This window comes from Streptomyces sp. (assembly GCF_035563135.1).
Lineage (GTDB): Bacteria > Actinomycetota > Actinomycetes > Streptomycetales > Streptomycetaceae > Streptomyces.
This window is the reverse complement of record NZ_DATMVN010000126.1, coordinates 1-14,625: the sequence shown is the minus strand read 5'-3', so window position 1 is coordinate 14,625 and position 14,625 is coordinate 1. Positions and strand designations below refer to the sequence as shown.

Genomic DNA, 14,625 nt, shown 5'->3' with positions numbered 1-14,625 from the left:
CGTCCGCCGTGAGGAGCGCGACCCGGCCCTCCAGCTGTACGGCGAGCTGCCGCAGCACCGCCGGCACCGGGTCGGGGCGGGCCGCAGCCGTCGCCAGGGCCTGCTGGGCCCGGGTCACCCGGCGCAGCTCCCGGTGCCGCGCCTGGGCCATGAGCCGCCACACCGCCTGGGCGATCGCGGCGAAACGGGTCTCGGGAGGCACCTCCAGCAGGGGCAGCCCGTGCCTGTCGCACGCCTCCACCAGGGCGTCCGGCACCGTGTCGTGCACCGGCGCCACCCCGAAGCCGAGCGCCGACACCCCTGCCTGGACCAGACGGGCCACATAGGTGTCCGCGTCCACGAGCTGGACCCCGGCGGTCAGCAGCAGTTCACCGCCGAGCACATACGGATACGGGTCGGCCATCTCCGAGGTGTGCACCCACAGCAGATCCGCACGGTCCGGCCCGGCGATCCGGCGCAGCCCGAGCTCCTCCCGGTCCAGCAGCGCGGACAGGGGAATGGGAGGGGCGGGAGGCCCGGCGGGGGAGTCCGGCATGGACGGTCCATCCACTCGGTGGGGTGAGGATGGAGGAAACGTACACTTCAGCGTCGGCTTTCGGCCACCTACCGTCTTCCTCACACACCGGCCCTGAGCGGACCGGCCCTGAGCGGACCGGCCCCTGGACACACCGGTCCCTGGACACACCGGCTCCTGAGCGGACCGGCCCCTGAGCGGAAACGAGACGGAGGAAGGCCCATGGCTGTCGACTACGCGGTGATCGTGGTCTATCTGGCCGGCATGCTCGCCATGGGCTGGTGGGGCATGCGCCGCGCCAAGTCCAAGAGCGAGTTCCTGGTCGCCGGGCGGCGGCTCGGCCCCTGGATGTACTCCGGAACCATGGCCGCGATCGTCCTCGGCGGTGCCTCGACGATCGGCGGCGTGGGCCTCGGCTACCAGTACGGGCTCTCCGGTGCCTGGATGGTCTTCACGATCGGGCTCGGGCTGCTCGCCCTGTCCGTCTTCTTCTCGGCCCGCATCGCCCGGCTGAAGGTCTACACCGTCTCCGAGATGCTCGACCTGCGCTACGGCGGCCGGGCCGGCGTCATCTCCGGTGTCGTCATGTGGGCGTACACGCTGATGCTCGCGGTCACCTCGACCATCGCCTACGCCACCATCTTCGACGTCCTGTTCGACGTGGACCGGACCGTCGCGATCATCCTCGGCGGCACCATCGTCGTCGCGTACTCGACGCTGGGCGGCATGTGGTCGATCACGATCACCGACATGGTGCAGTTCGTCGTCAAGACGATCGGTGTGCTGCTCCTCCTCCTGCCGATCGCCGTGGTCAAGGCCGGCGGCTTCAGCGAGATGAAGGCGCAGCTGCCCACCGAGTACTTCGACCCGCTGGGCATCGGCGGCGAGACGATCTTCACGTACGTCCTGATCTACACCTTCGGCATGCTGATCGGCCAGGACATCTGGCAACGCGTGTTCACCGCCCGCAGCGACCGGACGGCACGCTGGGGCGGCACGGTCGCCGGCACGTACTGCCTCGTCTACGCGGTCGCCGGCGCCGTCATCGGTACGGCGGCCAAGGTGATGTACCCGAAGCTGCCCAGCGCCGACGCGGCGTTCGCGACGATCGTCAAGGACGAACTGCCCGTCGGCGTACGCGGACTGGTGCTGGCCGCCGCGCTCGCCGCGGTGATGTCCACCTCCTCCGGAGCCCTGATCGCCTGTGCGACGGTGGCCAACAACGACATCTGGTCGCGGCTGCGCGGCGTGGTCGTCAAGGAGGGCGGCGAGGAGCGCGACGAGGTGAAGGGCAACCGGGCGTTCATCCTCCTCATGGGCGTCGCCGTCATCGTGATCGCCATCGCGCTCAACGACGTCGTCGAGGCGCTGACCGTCGCCTACAACCTGCTGGTCGGCGGGCTGCTGGTGCCGATCCTCGGCGGTCTGCTCTGGCGCCGGGGCACCGCGGCGGGTGCGCTGGCGGCCGTGGCCGTCGGCGGTGTCGCGGTGATCGGACTGATGGCGGCCCACGGAATCCTCGCCAACGAACCGGTCTACTACGGGCTGCTCGCCTCGCTCGCCGTGTACGTCGTCGTCTCGCTGGCGACGAAGCCGACCGACGCGGCCGTGCTGACGGCCTGGCGCGAGCGGCTGGCGGGGCGGGGGACCGACGACCCGGCCACCCCGGACCCGGTCACCGTCTGAGCGTCCGTCCCCCGGACAAGGGACCCGGAGGGGCCCCTGACACACCGAACAGCGCATGCACGCCCACAAGGCCGTGCATGGGCTCCAACGAAAGGCACCCGCACCCATGAGCAGCAACGAAGCGCCGCGCGGCCCCGTCGACTCCTCCCGCACCCCGCGGTACGCCGGACCCGCGACGTTCGCGCGGCTGCCCCGGCTCGACGAGGTCGGTTCCGCCGATGTCGCCGTCGTCGGCGTGCCCTTCGACAGCGGGGTGTCCTACCGCCCCGGTGCGCGCTTCGGCGGCAACGCGATCCGCGAGGCCTCCCGCCTCCTGCGCCCCTACAACCCGGCGCAGGACGCCTCCCCCTTCGCGCTCGCCCAGGTCGCCGACGCCGGTGACATCGCCGCGAACCCCTTCAACATCAACGAGGCCGTCGAGGCCGTCGAAGCCGCCGCCGACGACCTGCTCGGAACCGGGGCCCGGCTGATGACGCTCGGCGGCGACCACACCATCGCGCTGCCGCTGCTGCGTTCCGTCGCCAAGAAGCACGGCCCCGTCGCCCTGCTCCACTTCGACGCCCACCTGGACACCTGGGACACGTACTTCGGCGCCGAGTACACCCACGGCACCCCGTTCCGCCGGGCCGTCGAGGAGGGCATCCTCGACACGGAGGCGCTGTCGCACGTCGGGACCCGCGGCCCGCTCTACGGCAAGCAGGACCTCACCGACGACGCCAGGATGGGCTTCGGCATCGTCACCTCCGCCGACGTCATGCGGCGCGGCGTCGACGAGATAGCCGACCAGCTGCGCCAGCGCATCGGTGACCGCCCGCTCTACATCTCCATCGACATCGACGTGCTCGACCCGGCGCACGCACCCGGCACCGGAACCCCCGAGGCCGGCGGGCTCACCTCGCGCGAGCTCCTGGAGATCCTGCGCGGGCTGTCCTCCTGCCACCTCGTCTCGGCCGACCTGGTCGAGGTGGCCCCGGCGTACGATCACGCGGAGATCACCTCCGTCGCCGCCTCGCACACGGCGTACGAGCTGACGACGATCATGTCCCGCCAGATCGCGAAGGGCCGTACCCAGTGAGTCACGACCACGACGACCGGCCGCAGCTCACCGCCGCACAGGCCGAGGCGGCCCTGCACCCCGCCCCCGGACGCAACGGCGGCGACCTCGTGATCGAGACCCTCCAGGGTCTCGGCGCGACCACCGTCTTCGGGCTGCCCGGCCAGCACGCGCTCGGCATGTTCGACGCGCTGCGCCGCTCCTCGCTCTCGTACCTCGGGCTGCGCGTCGAGAACAACGCGGGTTTCGCCGCCGACGCCTACGGCCGGATCACCGGTGAGGTGGCGCCCCTGCTGCTCTCCACCGGCCCCGGCGCCCTGACCTCCCTGGCCGCGCTCCAGGAGGCGGCGGCCGCATCGGCACCCGTGCTGGCGATCTCCAGCCAGATCCCCACCGCGGGGCTCGGCGGCGGCCGTCACGGCTATCTGCACGAGCTGCGTGACCAGAAGGCGTCCTTCCGCGACATCGTCAAGTCCGTGCACACCGTGCGCACGGCGTCACAGATCCCGTCCGCGATCGCCGCCGCCTGGGAGTCCGCGCTGACCGTCCCGCACGGCCCGGTCTGGGTGGAGGTCCCGCAGGACGTGCTGCTCGCCGGGACGGTCCTGCCCGTCGTCAGCGCGCTGGACGCCACCCCGCGCGAGCTGTACCCGCGTCCCGAGCTGACGGTCGTGGCAGCCCACCTGCTGTCGAACGCCGAGCGCCCGGCGATCGTCGCGGGCGGCGGGGTCGTACGCTCCGATGCCGCCGGCAAGCTGCGTGCGCTCGCGGAGAAGATCAACGCCCCCGTGGTCACCACCTTCGGCGGCAAGGGCGCCTTCCCCTGGGAGCACCCGCTCTCGCTCCGGTCCTGGCTGGAGGACCGCCACACCACGGACTTCCTGGAGTCCGCGGACGTGCTGCTGGTCGTCGGCTCGGGGCTCGGTGAGCTCTCCTCGAACTACCACACGTTCGCCCCGCGCGGCCGGATCGTCCAGATCGAGGCCGACGCCGGGAAGCTGGAGTCCAACCACCCCGCGCTCGGCATCCACTCCGACGCCCGCGAGGCCCTCGCCGACCTCCTGGAGGCCGTGGAGCCCCGCGAGGACGACGGCGCGGCGGAACGCGTCCGGACCCTGCTCGGGAAGGTCCACGACCGGATCGCGGCCCAGGACCTCACGCTGGAGCAGCAGGTGCTGGCCTCGGTCCGCGAGGCCCTGCCCGACACGTCGCCCAGCTTCTGGGACATGACGATCCTCGCCTACTGGGCGTGGTCCGCCTTCGACGCCCGCCACCCGAACACGATGCACTCGGCGCAGGGCGCGGGCGGCCTCGGCTACGGCTTCCCCGCCGCGATCGGCGCCGCTGCGGCCGACCGCACCAGGCCGGTGCTCGCGGTCTCCGGCGACGGCGGCGCGATGTACTCGATCGCCGAGCTCGCCACCGTGCGGCAGTACGACCTGCCCGTCACCTGGCTGATCGTCGACGACGGGGGGTACGGCATCCTGCGGGAGTACATGACGGGCGCCTTCGGCGAAGCCACGGCGACCGAGCTCTCCCGGCCCGACTTCGTGGCCCTTGCCGAGTCGTTCGGCGTACCCGCGGTCCGTACGACGCCCCGGTCCCTGGCCGCCGACCTCGGCAAGGCCCTGGCGGCTCCCGGCCCGTCGGTGGTGGTGCTCCCCGCACTGCTGAAGATGTTCGAGCCGACGCACCTGTAGGGAAGCCCTGCGCGGCCGGACCCCAGGACGGGAGCCCGGGGCCCGGCCGCACACCCCTCACCGGGGGCCCGGGGCCCGGCCGCACACCCCTCACCGGGAGCCCGGGGCCCGGGGCCCGGCCGCCCGCCCGCTCATCCGGCCCCGGCGGCCTTCCCGAACGTCGCCTCCTGCGCGGCGCGGCCTTCGTGGAAGCGCTCCTGGAGCCCGGTGGCGCGCAGGCAGCCCGGCAGGTCCCTCCCGGAGGGCAGCAGATCCGGGAGGGACCTGAACACCGCGGCCGCGGGCCCGCCCTTCCCTCTGGTCCTGGCCGCCATCAGATACTTCCCGGCCAGATGCAGATGCCTGGTCAGGTGCTTCGACGGCTCCAGGGCCAGTTTCCGTACGACGTCCGGCCGGCCGAGCGAGTGGTGCTCCCCTTCGCCGAGCCGCTCCAGCTCCGCCAGTGCCGCGTACAGCCGGCCGCAGAGGTAGGCCTCCGCCTTGAGGTCGTTCGCCATCGTCTCCCTGTTCCTGTGGTCCCGGTGCGCGCGGGCATCCTTACCCGGGAGGTCCCGGGACCACCCGCCCTCCGCCTCCGTCCACCGGCCGGGAACTGTTGCGGAAGGATGAAATCCGCAGCTGACCGCGTTGGGGACATGCGGTAGGCCAGGTGGGGTCACGGGGAAAGCTGGAGGCACGATGGCGGGCGCGGAAAAAGCGGAAGAACGGGACGCGGGGACACGGGTCGCGGAAGGACAGGGCGCCGAGCAGCAGGACGCCGGGCCGCAGGGGTGGGGCCGGCGGCTGAGCGGATACGCGTGGCGCTACCGCCGCAACGTCGTGCTGGCGCTGGGATCGTCGCTCGCGGGCATGGCCGTCATGGCGCTCGTCCCGCTCATCACCAAGGTGATCATCGACGACGTCGTCGGCAGCCGCACCCGCTCCCTCGCGGTCTGGACCGGCCTGCTCATCGGGGCGGCCGTCCTCGTCTACGTCGCCACCTTCATCCGCCGCTACTACGGCGGGCGGCTCGCCCTGGACGTACAGCACGATCTGCGGACCGAGATGTACGGCACCCTCACCCGGCTCGACGGGAAGCGGCAGGACGAGCTCTCCACCGGGCAGGTCGTCGGGCGGGCCACCAGCGACCTGCAGCTCATCCAGAGCCTCCTCTTCATGCTCCCGATGACCATCGGGAACATCCTGCTCTTCCTCATCTCCCTGGTGATCATGGCGTGGCTCTCGCTGCCCCTGACCCTCGTCGCCCTCGCCGTCGCCCCCGCCCTGTGGTTCATCGCCCGCCGCTCCAAGGCCCGCCTCTTCCCCGCCACCTGGTACGCCCAGAGCCAGGCCGCAGCCGTCGCCGGAGTGGTCGACGGGGCCGTCTCCGGGGTCCGGGTGGTCAAGGGGTTCGGCCAGGAGGAGCAGGAGACCGGCAAACTCCGCGAGGTGAGCCGCAAGCTCTTCGCGGGCCGGCTGCGCACGATCCGGCTGAACTCCCGCTACACCCCGGCGCTCCAGGCCGTGCCCGCCCTCGGCCAGGTCGCGATGCTGGCCCTCGGCGGCTGGCTCGCCACCCGCGGTGAGATCACCCTCGGCACCTTCGTCGCCTTCTCCACCTATCTCGCCCAGCTCGTCGGCCCGGTCCGGATGCTCGCCATGGTCCTGACCGTCGGCCAGCAGGCACGCGCCGGCGTGGAGCGCGTCCTGGAGCTGATCGACACCGAGCCGTCCATGGAGGACGGCACCAGGACACTCCCGGCCGACGCCCCCGCACGGGTCGAGTTCGACGACGTCCGCTTCGGCTACGACGAGGACCGCCCGGTCCTCGACGGTTTCTCCCTCACCATCGAGCCGGGCGAGACGGTGGCCGTCGTCGGTGCCTCCGGCAGCGGCAAGTCCACCGTCTCGCTCCTGCTGCCCCGCTTCTACGACGTCTCGCACGGCGCGGTCCTGGTCGGCGGCCACGACGTCCGTGAGCTGACCCAGGACTCGCTGCGGGCCGCCATCGGGCTCGTGCCGGAGGACAGCTTCCTCTTCTCCGAGTCCGTCGGCGCGAACATCGCGTACGGACGCCCGGACGCCACCCGGGAACAGATCGAGCAGGCCGCCCGGGCCGCCCAGGCCCACGGCTTCATCTCCGCGCTGCCCGAGGGCTACGACACCAAGGTCGGCGAGCACGGCCTCACCCTCTCCGGCGGCCAGCGCCAGCGCGTGGCGCTCGCCCGTGCCCTGCTCACGGACCCCCGCCTGCTGCTCCTCGACGACGCCACCTCCGCCGTCGACGCGCGGGTCGAACACGAGATCCACGAGGTCCTGGCGCAGGTCATGGAGGGCCGCACGACCCTCCTGATAGCCCACCGCCGGTCCACGCTCGGTCTCGCCGACCGCATCGCCGTACTCGACCACGGACGGCTCGCCGACATCGGCACGCACGCGGAGCTGGAGCGCCGCTCCGCGCTCTACCGCCGGCTGCTCACCGACCCGGACGAGCTGGGCGGCACCTCTCCCGGACATCAGCCCTCGGTGGCCGCCGCCCCCGAGGACGACCGCGCGCTCCAGGAGGAGCTGGACGCCGAGTTCGACGCCGAGCGCGGTGTCACCCCGGGGCTGTGGATCCGCAAGGAGGAGCAGCGCGACGCGGCGGCCGCCGGCATGCCCGCCACCCCCGAGCTGCTCGCCCAGGTGGAGGCGCTGCCGCCCGCCACCGACACCCCCGGCGTCGACGAGGCGAGCGCGGTGCGCCCGGAGCAGTCGTACGGCCTGCGCAGGCTGCTGCGCGGCTTCGGCGCCCCGCTGCTGGTGAGCCTGGCGCTGGTCGCCGTCGACGCGGGCATGGGCCTGCTCCTGCCCGTGCTGATCCGGCACGGCATCGACGAGGGCGTCACGAAGATGGCACTCGGCGCGGTCTGGGCGGCCGCCGCCTTCGGTCTGCTCACCGTCCTCGTGCAGTGGGCGGCCCAGACAGGTGAGACCCGGATGACGGGCCGCACCGGTGAACGCGTGCTGTACTCCCTGCGCCTCAAGATCTTCGCGCAGCTCCAGCGCCTCGGCCTCGACTACTACGAGCGCGAGCTGACCGGCCGGATCATGACCCGGATGACGACGGACGTGGACGCGCTGTCCACGTTCCTCCAGACCGGCCTGGTCACCGCCTTCGTCTCCCTCGTCACCTTCTTCGGCATCACCGTCGTGCTGCTCGTCCTCGACGTCCAGCTGGCCCTGGTCGTCTTCGCGACGCTGCCGGTGCTGATCGTCGGCACGTTCTTCTTCCGCCGCAAGAGCGTCAAGGCGTACGAGCTCGCCCGGACACGCATCAGCGTCGTCAACGCCGACCTCCAGGAGTCCGTCTCCGGACTGCGGATCGTCCAGGCGTTCCGGCGCGAGCACGACGGCGCCGAGCGCTTCGCGGAGCGCAGCGACCACTACCGCCGGGCGAGGGTGCGCGGGCAGTGGCTGATCTCCGTCTACTTCCCCTTCGTCCAGCTGCTGGCCTCGGTCGCGGCGGCCGCCGTGCTGATCGTCGGCGCGGGCCGCGTCGACGACGGCACGCTGACCACGGGCGCGCTGGTCGCCTACCTGCTCTACATCGACCTGTTCTTCGCCCCCGTGCAGCAGCTGTCCCAGGTCTTCGACGGCTACCAGCAGGCCAGCGTCTCCCTCGGCCGCATCCAGGAACTCCTGCGGGAGCCCACGTCCACGGCCGACCACGACGACCCGCAGGACGTGACGTCGCTGCGCGGCGAGATCGCGTTCGAGGACGTGTCGTTCGCGTACGCCGACGAGGAGGAGGCCCTCACCGGCATCGATCTGCGGATCCCCGCGGGTCAGACCGTCGCCTTCGTCGGTGAGACGGGGGCGGGAAAGTCCACCCTGGTCAAGCTGGTCGCCCGCTTCTACGACCCGACGGGCGGCCGGGTCACGGCGGACGGCACGGATCTGCGCCGGCTCGACAGGACGGCGTACCGGCACCGGCTCGGCGTCGTGCCGCAGGAGGCCTACCTCTTCGAGGGCACGGTCCGTGACGCCATCGCGTACGGCTCCCCGGACGCCACGGACGCGCAGGTGGAGGCGGCGGCCCGGGCGGTCGGTGCGCACGAGATGATCGCCACCCTGGAGGACGGCTATCTGCACGAGGTCGCCGAACGGGGCCGCAACCTCTCGGCCGGCCAGCGCCAGCTGATCGCGCTCGCCCGCGCCGAGCTGGTCGACCCCGACATCCTGCTGCTCGACGAGGCGACCGCCTCCCTCGACCTCGCCAGTGAGGCCCAGGTCAACCAGGCGACCGACCGGCTGGCGGGCCGGCGCACCACCCTGGTGGTCGCCCACCGGCTGACGACGGCCGCACGCGCCGACCGGGTCGTGGTGATGGACCGGGGCAGGGTCGCCGAGGACGGCACGCACGACGAACTGCTGGCGAGGGACGGAGCGTACGCCCGGCTGTGGCGCACCTTCATAGGGGAGGACATAGGGGAGGGCGTAGGGAAGGACGCCCCGGCAGGCGTATGACAGCCGCCGTGCGGCCCGCCGTCCGCACCTGCTCCCCGCCCGTGCCCCGCCACCGGAACCCTGCAACCCCGCGGCCCTCTTCCCGCGTCGTACCCCCGTGCGTACGTGTGTCCGGTGAGAGGGAATGTGTTCGATGAGGCGGGCGGGGTGACGGGTGTGCTCGGTGGGGACGGCGCGAGAAGACCGCTGAGGCCATCAGGACGGCAGGGACAGCAGAGGCAGCAGAGACGGCAGGGGCAGCAGGGGCGGCGGGTGGGCAGGCGCCTGGTCACGGTGCTCCTCGTCCTGCCGTTGCTCGGAGCCCTCGGCCTGGTGCTGGGCCCCACCGGAACGGCCCCGGCGCAGGCCGCAGTGGCCTGTTCGGGGCGGCTGGTCAAGACGGTGACCTTCCCCGCCGGTTCCCTGCGGGTCTACAAGAGCCGCGCCTACGCGTGCGCCGTCACCGTCGCCAGGAAGCCGGGCGCGCGCCGGGCGATGCGGGTGTCCCTGCAGCCGCGCGGCGGCCGGGCGGTCGTCGACAGCGGCCGCTTCACCGAACTGGCCGGCCCGGTCACGGTCCACGCGCTGAACCGCTGTGTCCGTGCCTCGGGCTCCGTCGGGAGCTCCTCCGGCTCCACGGGGTGGATCCTGTGCTGACACGCGAGCGGGTCTGGCGTGGCAGGTGCCGCCCCCGCTAGGTTCACGGCGACTGTCGTGAATCCAGGGGAGGATGCATGCGCAAGGTGCTCAGAGGCGTTCTGTCGCTCGCGGTGCTCATCGGCACGGTAAGCGCGACCGGAGCCTCGGCCGGGGCGGCCACCGCCGCGGAACCGGCCGCGAAGCGGAGCGACTCCACCAGCAGCAGCGAGGACATCAAGGACCGTGTCCTGGCCGTCCCGGGAATGAGCCTGGTCGAGGAGAAGCCCTATCCCGGCTACCGCTTCTTCGTCCTCAACTACACCCAGCCGGTCGACCACAGGCGCCCGTCCAAGGGCACCTTCCAGCAGCGCGTCACCCTGCTGCACAAGGACACGACCCGGCCCACGGTCTTCTTCACCAGCGGCTACAACGTCTCGACGAACCCCAGCCGCAGTGAACCGACGCAGATCGTCGACGGCAACCAGGTCTCCCTGGAGTACCGTTTCTTCACCCCGTCCCGTCCGGCCCCCGCCGACTGGTCTAAGCTCGACATCTGGCAGGCCGCCAGCGACCAGCACCGGGTCTTCAAGGCGCTGAAGAAGATCTACTCCGAGAACTGGCTCAGCACCGGAGGCTCCAAGGGCGGCATGACCGCCACCTACTTCGAGCGCTTCTACCCGAAGGACATGGACGGTGTCGTCGCCTATGCCGCCCCCAACGACGTGGTCGACGACGAGGATTCGGCGTACGACCGGTTCTTCGCCCGTGTCGGCACCGAGGAGTGCCGGAACCGGCTGAACGGTGTGCAGCGCGAGGCACTGGTGCGCCGGGAGCCGCTGGAGGAGAAGTACGCGGCGTACGCCGCCGAGAACGGCCTGGCCTTCGACACCGTCGGCACCCTCGACAAGGCGTACGAGGCCGTCGTCATGGACTACGTCTGGGCGTTCTGGCAGTACAGCACGCTCTCCGACTGCGCGTTCGTCCCGGCCGACGCCCCGGACGCCACCGACCAGGAGATCTGGGACTCCATCGACGGGATCTCGGGCTTCTCCGCCTACTCCGACCAGGGCCTCAGCACGTACACGCCGTACTACTACCAGGCCGGCACCCAGCTCGGTTCGCCCGACATCCAGCAGCCCTGGCTGGGGGACCTGAGCCGCTACGGCTACCAGCCGCCGCGCTCCTTCGTGCCGCGCTCCATCCCCATGAAGTTCCAGCCCTCGGCCATGCGTGACGTGGACAGCTGGGTGAGGAACAACGCGAGGCACATGCTGTACGTCTACGGCGAGAACGACCCGTGGGGCGCGGAGCCCTTCCGTTTCGGCAAGGGCGCCCGGGACAGTTACGTCCACACCGTGCCCGACGGCAACCACGGCGCCAAGATCGCCGGCCTCGACGCCGGTGAGAAGGCGAAGGCCACCGCGGCCGTCCTGCGCTGGGCCGGGGTCGCGCCCGCGGCCGTCGAGGCCGATCCGGCGAAGGCGAAGCCCCTCGCGAAGTTCGACGTACGTCTGGACGTGCGGGACGACGAACTCCGGCGGGACCGGGGCACGCTGCGGCCGTGACACGCACCGGACCGGAGCGGGCCGTGTCCGCCGGGTGTCGTCCACACCCGGCGGGCACGGCCCGCCGGCTTCTCCCCGCGACCCAGGTACCTAGCTCCGGTACGACAGTCCGTGGCCGAGGGGGTACAGCGTCTGCGTGGGGGCGTCCGCCCGCTGCACCGGGACCGGCAGCCGGCCCCCGGGCCTGGCCCGTCCCGCGATCACGCGGGCGGCGGCCCGCAGCTCGACGTCCGTCCAGGAGTACGAGGCGAGGCTCGCGGCACAGCCCGTTCCGGCCAGATGGGCGATGTCGTACGGGTTCCGGATCGCGAGCGTGACCACCGGGACGCCGGTCGCCGCGAGGGCGCTGACCAGGGCGCGCTGGGAACTGCTCGCCGTGACGTTGTACGTGCCCACCACGACCGCGTCCTTGCCCTCCGCCGCGGCCACCGCCTCGGCGATCTTCGCCGGGGAGGGCGACGTGCCGGTGGACAGCGCCCTCGCCACGAATCCCAGCTCCTCGAAGGCCCCGGCGAGCGTGGTGGTCGGGGGGCCGGTGGTGCCGGAGGGGGAGGCCGGGTCGGCGCCGACCACCAGGAGGTTCCGGTGGGAACGGCGGGACAGGGGCAGCAGCGCGCCGTTGTTGACGAGCAGCGTGGTCGTCCGCTCGGCGATCCGGTCGGCGGCGGCGAGATGTGCCCGGGTGCCGACGGTCCGGTCGACGCCCCGGTGGGTGACGTAGGGGTCGCGGAACAGCCCGAGCTTCGCCTTCAGCCGCAGGATGCGCAGGATCGATTCCTCGATGCGGGCCTCGCTGATCTCACCGCTCTTCACGGCGTCCAGGACGGCGTTCCAGGCGACCTTCAGGTCCGGCGGGTTGAGCAGCTGGTCGACGCCGGCCAGCAGCGCGAGGACGGGCACGCGGTCGTCGCCGTACTTCGTGCGGACCCCTTCCATCCCCAGGGAGTCGGTGACCACGACACCGTCGTAGCCGAGCTCCTCGCGCAGGATGCCGGTCAGGATCGGGCGGGACAGGGTCGCCGGGTCCTCCGCCGGGTCCAGGGCGGGCACCACGATGTGCGCCGTCATGATCGAGTCGATGCCCGCGGCGACGGCCGCCCGGAACGGCGGGGCGTCCAGCTCGGACCACTGCTCGCGGGTGTGCGAGATGACGGGCAGGCCGGTGTGGCTGTCGGTGCTGGTGTCCCCGTGGCCGGGGAAGTGCTTGGCGGTGGCGGCGACCCCGGCGCTCTGGTAGCCCTTCACCTGCGCGGTGACCAGCCCGGCGACGGACTCCGGGTCGGAGCCGAAGGAGCGTACGCCGATGACGGGGTTGGCCGGGTTGACGTTGACGTCCGCGTCCGGCGCGTAGTTCTGGTTGATGCCCAGCGCCGCCAGCTCGGCCCCGGCGATCCGGCCGGCCGTGCGCGCGTCGGAGCGTGAACCGCCCGCGCCCAGCGCCATCGCGCCCGGCAGCAGCGTCGCGGGCTCCCCGACGCGGCACACGATGCCGTGCTCCTGGTCGGTGGAGACGAGCAGCGGCAGCGGGGTGGGCCCGGCGAGCCCGGCGCGCTGGATGCCGTTGGAGAGGTCGGCGATCTGGTGCGGGTCGCGGGTGTTGTGCGCCCAGGCGAAGTAGATGATGCCGCCGACGTGGTACGTGGAGATCAGCTCGGCCGCGTCGCGGACCCCGATCTCGGCGAGGTTGGCGTCGACGTCCGCCTGGTCGGGATCGGTGGCGGAGTGCCCGTACACCCGCATCACGAAGAGCTGGCCGACCTTCTCCTCCAGGCTCATCCGGGCGATGAGCCGTTTGAGGCGGCTGTCCTGGGAGGTGGCCGAGCCGACTGCCCGCGCGGTACCGGGAAGAGCGGCGACGCCGGTCGCCGCAGCCGCTGCTGCGGTGGCGGTGAGGAGGGTGCGTCTGGAGGTGCGGTGGTGCACGTGAGCCCCTTCCGGTGCTGAAAGAAACTTCCAAGAAGGTACGGATATATGGAAAGTAACTACCAGTCAAGGGGGCGGCCCGGAAACGGGCGTGACACACGGGAGGGCGGAGGGTGTCCCGGCGGGGCGACGCGCCCCGCCGGGCGGGGGTGCGGACCGGGCCTACTGCTTCGGCGCGCCGAGCCGCAGCAGGTGCTCCCGGCCCGCAGCCAGCATCTCCGGCAGCTCGGCGGCCCCGGCGTACCAGCGCTTCTCGTACTCCCAGCAGACCCAGCTGTCCTGGTCCAGCACGTCCAGGCACGCCTTCAGCGGCAGTGTCCCCGAGCCGAGGGCCAGCGGCGTGGTGTCCTCGGCGGAGGCGATGTCCTTCACCTGGACGTACCCCAGGTGCGGGGCCAGCACCGCATGGCTGGCCACGGGCTCCTCGCCGGCCAGCCAGGTGTGCATGACGTCCCAGACCGCGCCGATCTGCCCGTGCCCGACGGTCCCGACCACCCGGGCCACGTCGGCTCCGGCACGGTGCGAGTCATGGGTCTCCAGGAGGATCCGTACGCCCATGTCGGCGGCGTGCGGCGCGGCGGCCCCCAGCCGCCGCGCGGCGATCGCGTCGGCGTCCGCCGGGTCCTGCTCCCCGCCGCCGGGGAACACCCGGACGTACGGGGCACCCAGGTCACGCGCCAGCTCCACCAGCTCGGCGAGCTCGGCGATCACCGGCTCGTCCTCGCCCTCGGCGGCGACCTTCACGTATCCGGCGACGGCCAGGATCTCGACCCCGCCCCGCTTGAACTCCTCGGCCACGGCCGCGCGCCCGGCCGGGTCGAGGCGGGGGCTGACCGGCTCCTCGGGGTGGGCGCGCAGCTCCACCCCCTGGTAGCCGTTCCCGGCGGCGAGCCGCACCACGTCCGCGACGGGCATTCCCGGCACTCCGAGGGTCGAGAAAGCGAGCTTCACGATGTGTTTCCTTCCGCTGGGGGCCGACGCGGGAACGGCCCGGCACTCTCCCGGCTCCTGCCCCCCGGAGCCCGCCGCCACTCCCGCGTGCCGCCCGGCGTACGGCCGCTCGGCCCGCGCCCCGCG

At 72.3% G+C, this 14,625-nt stretch carries 10 protein-coding genes; 6 read left to right on the top strand and 4 right to left on the bottom strand.

Going from position 1 to position 14,625, the window contains the following annotated elements:
• Positions 1–535 (bottom strand): PucR family transcriptional regulator ligand-binding domain-containing protein (locus VN520_RS05520; RefSeq protein WP_325745707.1); only part of this gene is annotated, 535 nt, incomplete at its 3' end.
• A 201-nt stretch (positions 536–736) separates the two neighbouring features.
• Here VN520_RS05520 and VN520_RS05515 point away from each other — a divergent pair.
• The 3 genes from VN520_RS05515 to VN520_RS05505 all read left to right on the top strand — a co-directional run bounded on the left by VN520_RS05515 (position 737) and on the right by VN520_RS05505 (position 4,954).
• Entirely contained in the window at positions 737–2,200 is a 1,464-nt protein-coding gene (locus VN520_RS05515; protein WP_325745706.1) for a sodium:solute symporter, read from the top strand.
• A gap of 106 nt (positions 2,201–2,306) precedes the next feature.
• On the top strand, positions 2,307–3,275 hold the full coding sequence (speB, locus tag VN520_RS05510; protein WP_325745705.1) for an agmatinase: 969 nt from the start codon (positions 2,307–2,309) through the stop codon (positions 3,273–3,275).
• Positions 3,272–4,954, top strand: a complete 1,683-nt coding sequence (locus tag VN520_RS05505) for a thiamine pyrophosphate-binding protein (protein WP_325745704.1) — start codon at positions 3,272–3,274, stop codon at positions 4,952–4,954. Before speB ends, VN520_RS05505 begins: the two co-directional genes overlap by 4 nt.
• A gap of 131 nt (positions 4,955–5,085) precedes the next feature.
• Here VN520_RS05505 and VN520_RS05500 read toward each other — a convergent pair whose 3' ends face one another.
• Complete coding sequence (locus VN520_RS05500) at positions 5,086–5,451, bottom strand: hypothetical protein (protein ID WP_325745703.1); 366 nt, start codon at positions 5,449–5,451, stop codon at positions 5,086–5,088.
• 181 nt (positions 5,452–5,632) lie between these two features.
• Here VN520_RS05500 and VN520_RS05495 point away from each other — a divergent pair, with 181 nt between their 5' ends.
• The 3 genes from VN520_RS05495 (at position 5,633) to VN520_RS05485 (ending at position 11,625) form a co-directional block, all read left to right on the top strand.
• Positions 5,633–9,442: an ABC transporter ATP-binding protein gene (locus VN520_RS05495; RefSeq protein WP_325745702.1), complete on the top strand. Its 3,810-nt coding sequence runs from the start codon at positions 5,633–5,635 to the stop codon at positions 9,440–9,442.
• A 156-nt stretch (positions 9,443–9,598) separates the two neighbouring features.
• Positions 9,599–10,078, top strand: coding sequence for a hypothetical protein (locus VN520_RS05490; RefSeq protein WP_414719769.1), 480 nt, complete (start codon positions 9,599–9,601; stop codon positions 10,076–10,078).
• A 77-nt stretch (positions 10,079–10,155) separates the two neighbouring features.
• Positions 10,156–11,625 (top strand): S28 family serine protease, encoded by a 1,470-nt coding sequence (locus tag VN520_RS05485; protein ID WP_325745700.1) that lies wholly within the window; start codon positions 10,156–10,158, stop codon positions 11,623–11,625.
• Between the two features lie 90 nt (positions 11,626–11,715).
• Here VN520_RS05485 and VN520_RS05480 read toward each other — a convergent pair whose 3' ends face one another.
• Entirely contained in the window at positions 11,716–13,548 is a 1,833-nt protein-coding gene (locus VN520_RS05480) for a glycoside hydrolase family 3 protein (protein WP_325745699.1), read from the bottom strand.
• A 162-nt stretch (positions 13,549–13,710) separates the two neighbouring features.
• A complete protein-coding gene (locus tag VN520_RS05475; RefSeq protein WP_325745698.1) occupies positions 13,711–14,499 on the bottom strand; it encodes a sugar phosphate isomerase/epimerase family protein in 789 nt (262 codons plus the stop codon).
• Positions 14,500–14,625 lie beyond the last annotated feature (126 nt).

What these genes read in the sequence shown, in the direction of transcription:
- VN520_RS05515 (WP_325745706.1), top strand. Translation starts at nt 737, where the DNA reads ATGGCTGTCGACTACGCGGTGATCGTGGTCTATCTGGCCGGCATGCTC.
- speB (WP_325745705.1), top strand. Translation starts at nt 2,307, where the DNA reads ATGAGCAGCAACGAAGCGCCGCGCGGCCCCGTCGACTCCTCCCGCACC.
- VN520_RS05500 (WP_325745703.1), bottom strand. Translation starts at nt 5,451, where the DNA reads ATGGCGAACGACCTCAAGGCGGAGGCCTACCTCTGCGGCCGGCTGTAC.
- VN520_RS05495 (WP_325745702.1), top strand. Translation starts at nt 5,633, where the DNA reads ATGGCGGGCGCGGAAAAAGCGGAAGAACGGGACGCGGGGACACGGGTC.
- VN520_RS05485 (WP_325745700.1), top strand. Translation starts at nt 10,156, where the DNA reads ATGCGCAAGGTGCTCAGAGGCGTTCTGTCGCTCGCGGTGCTCATCGGC.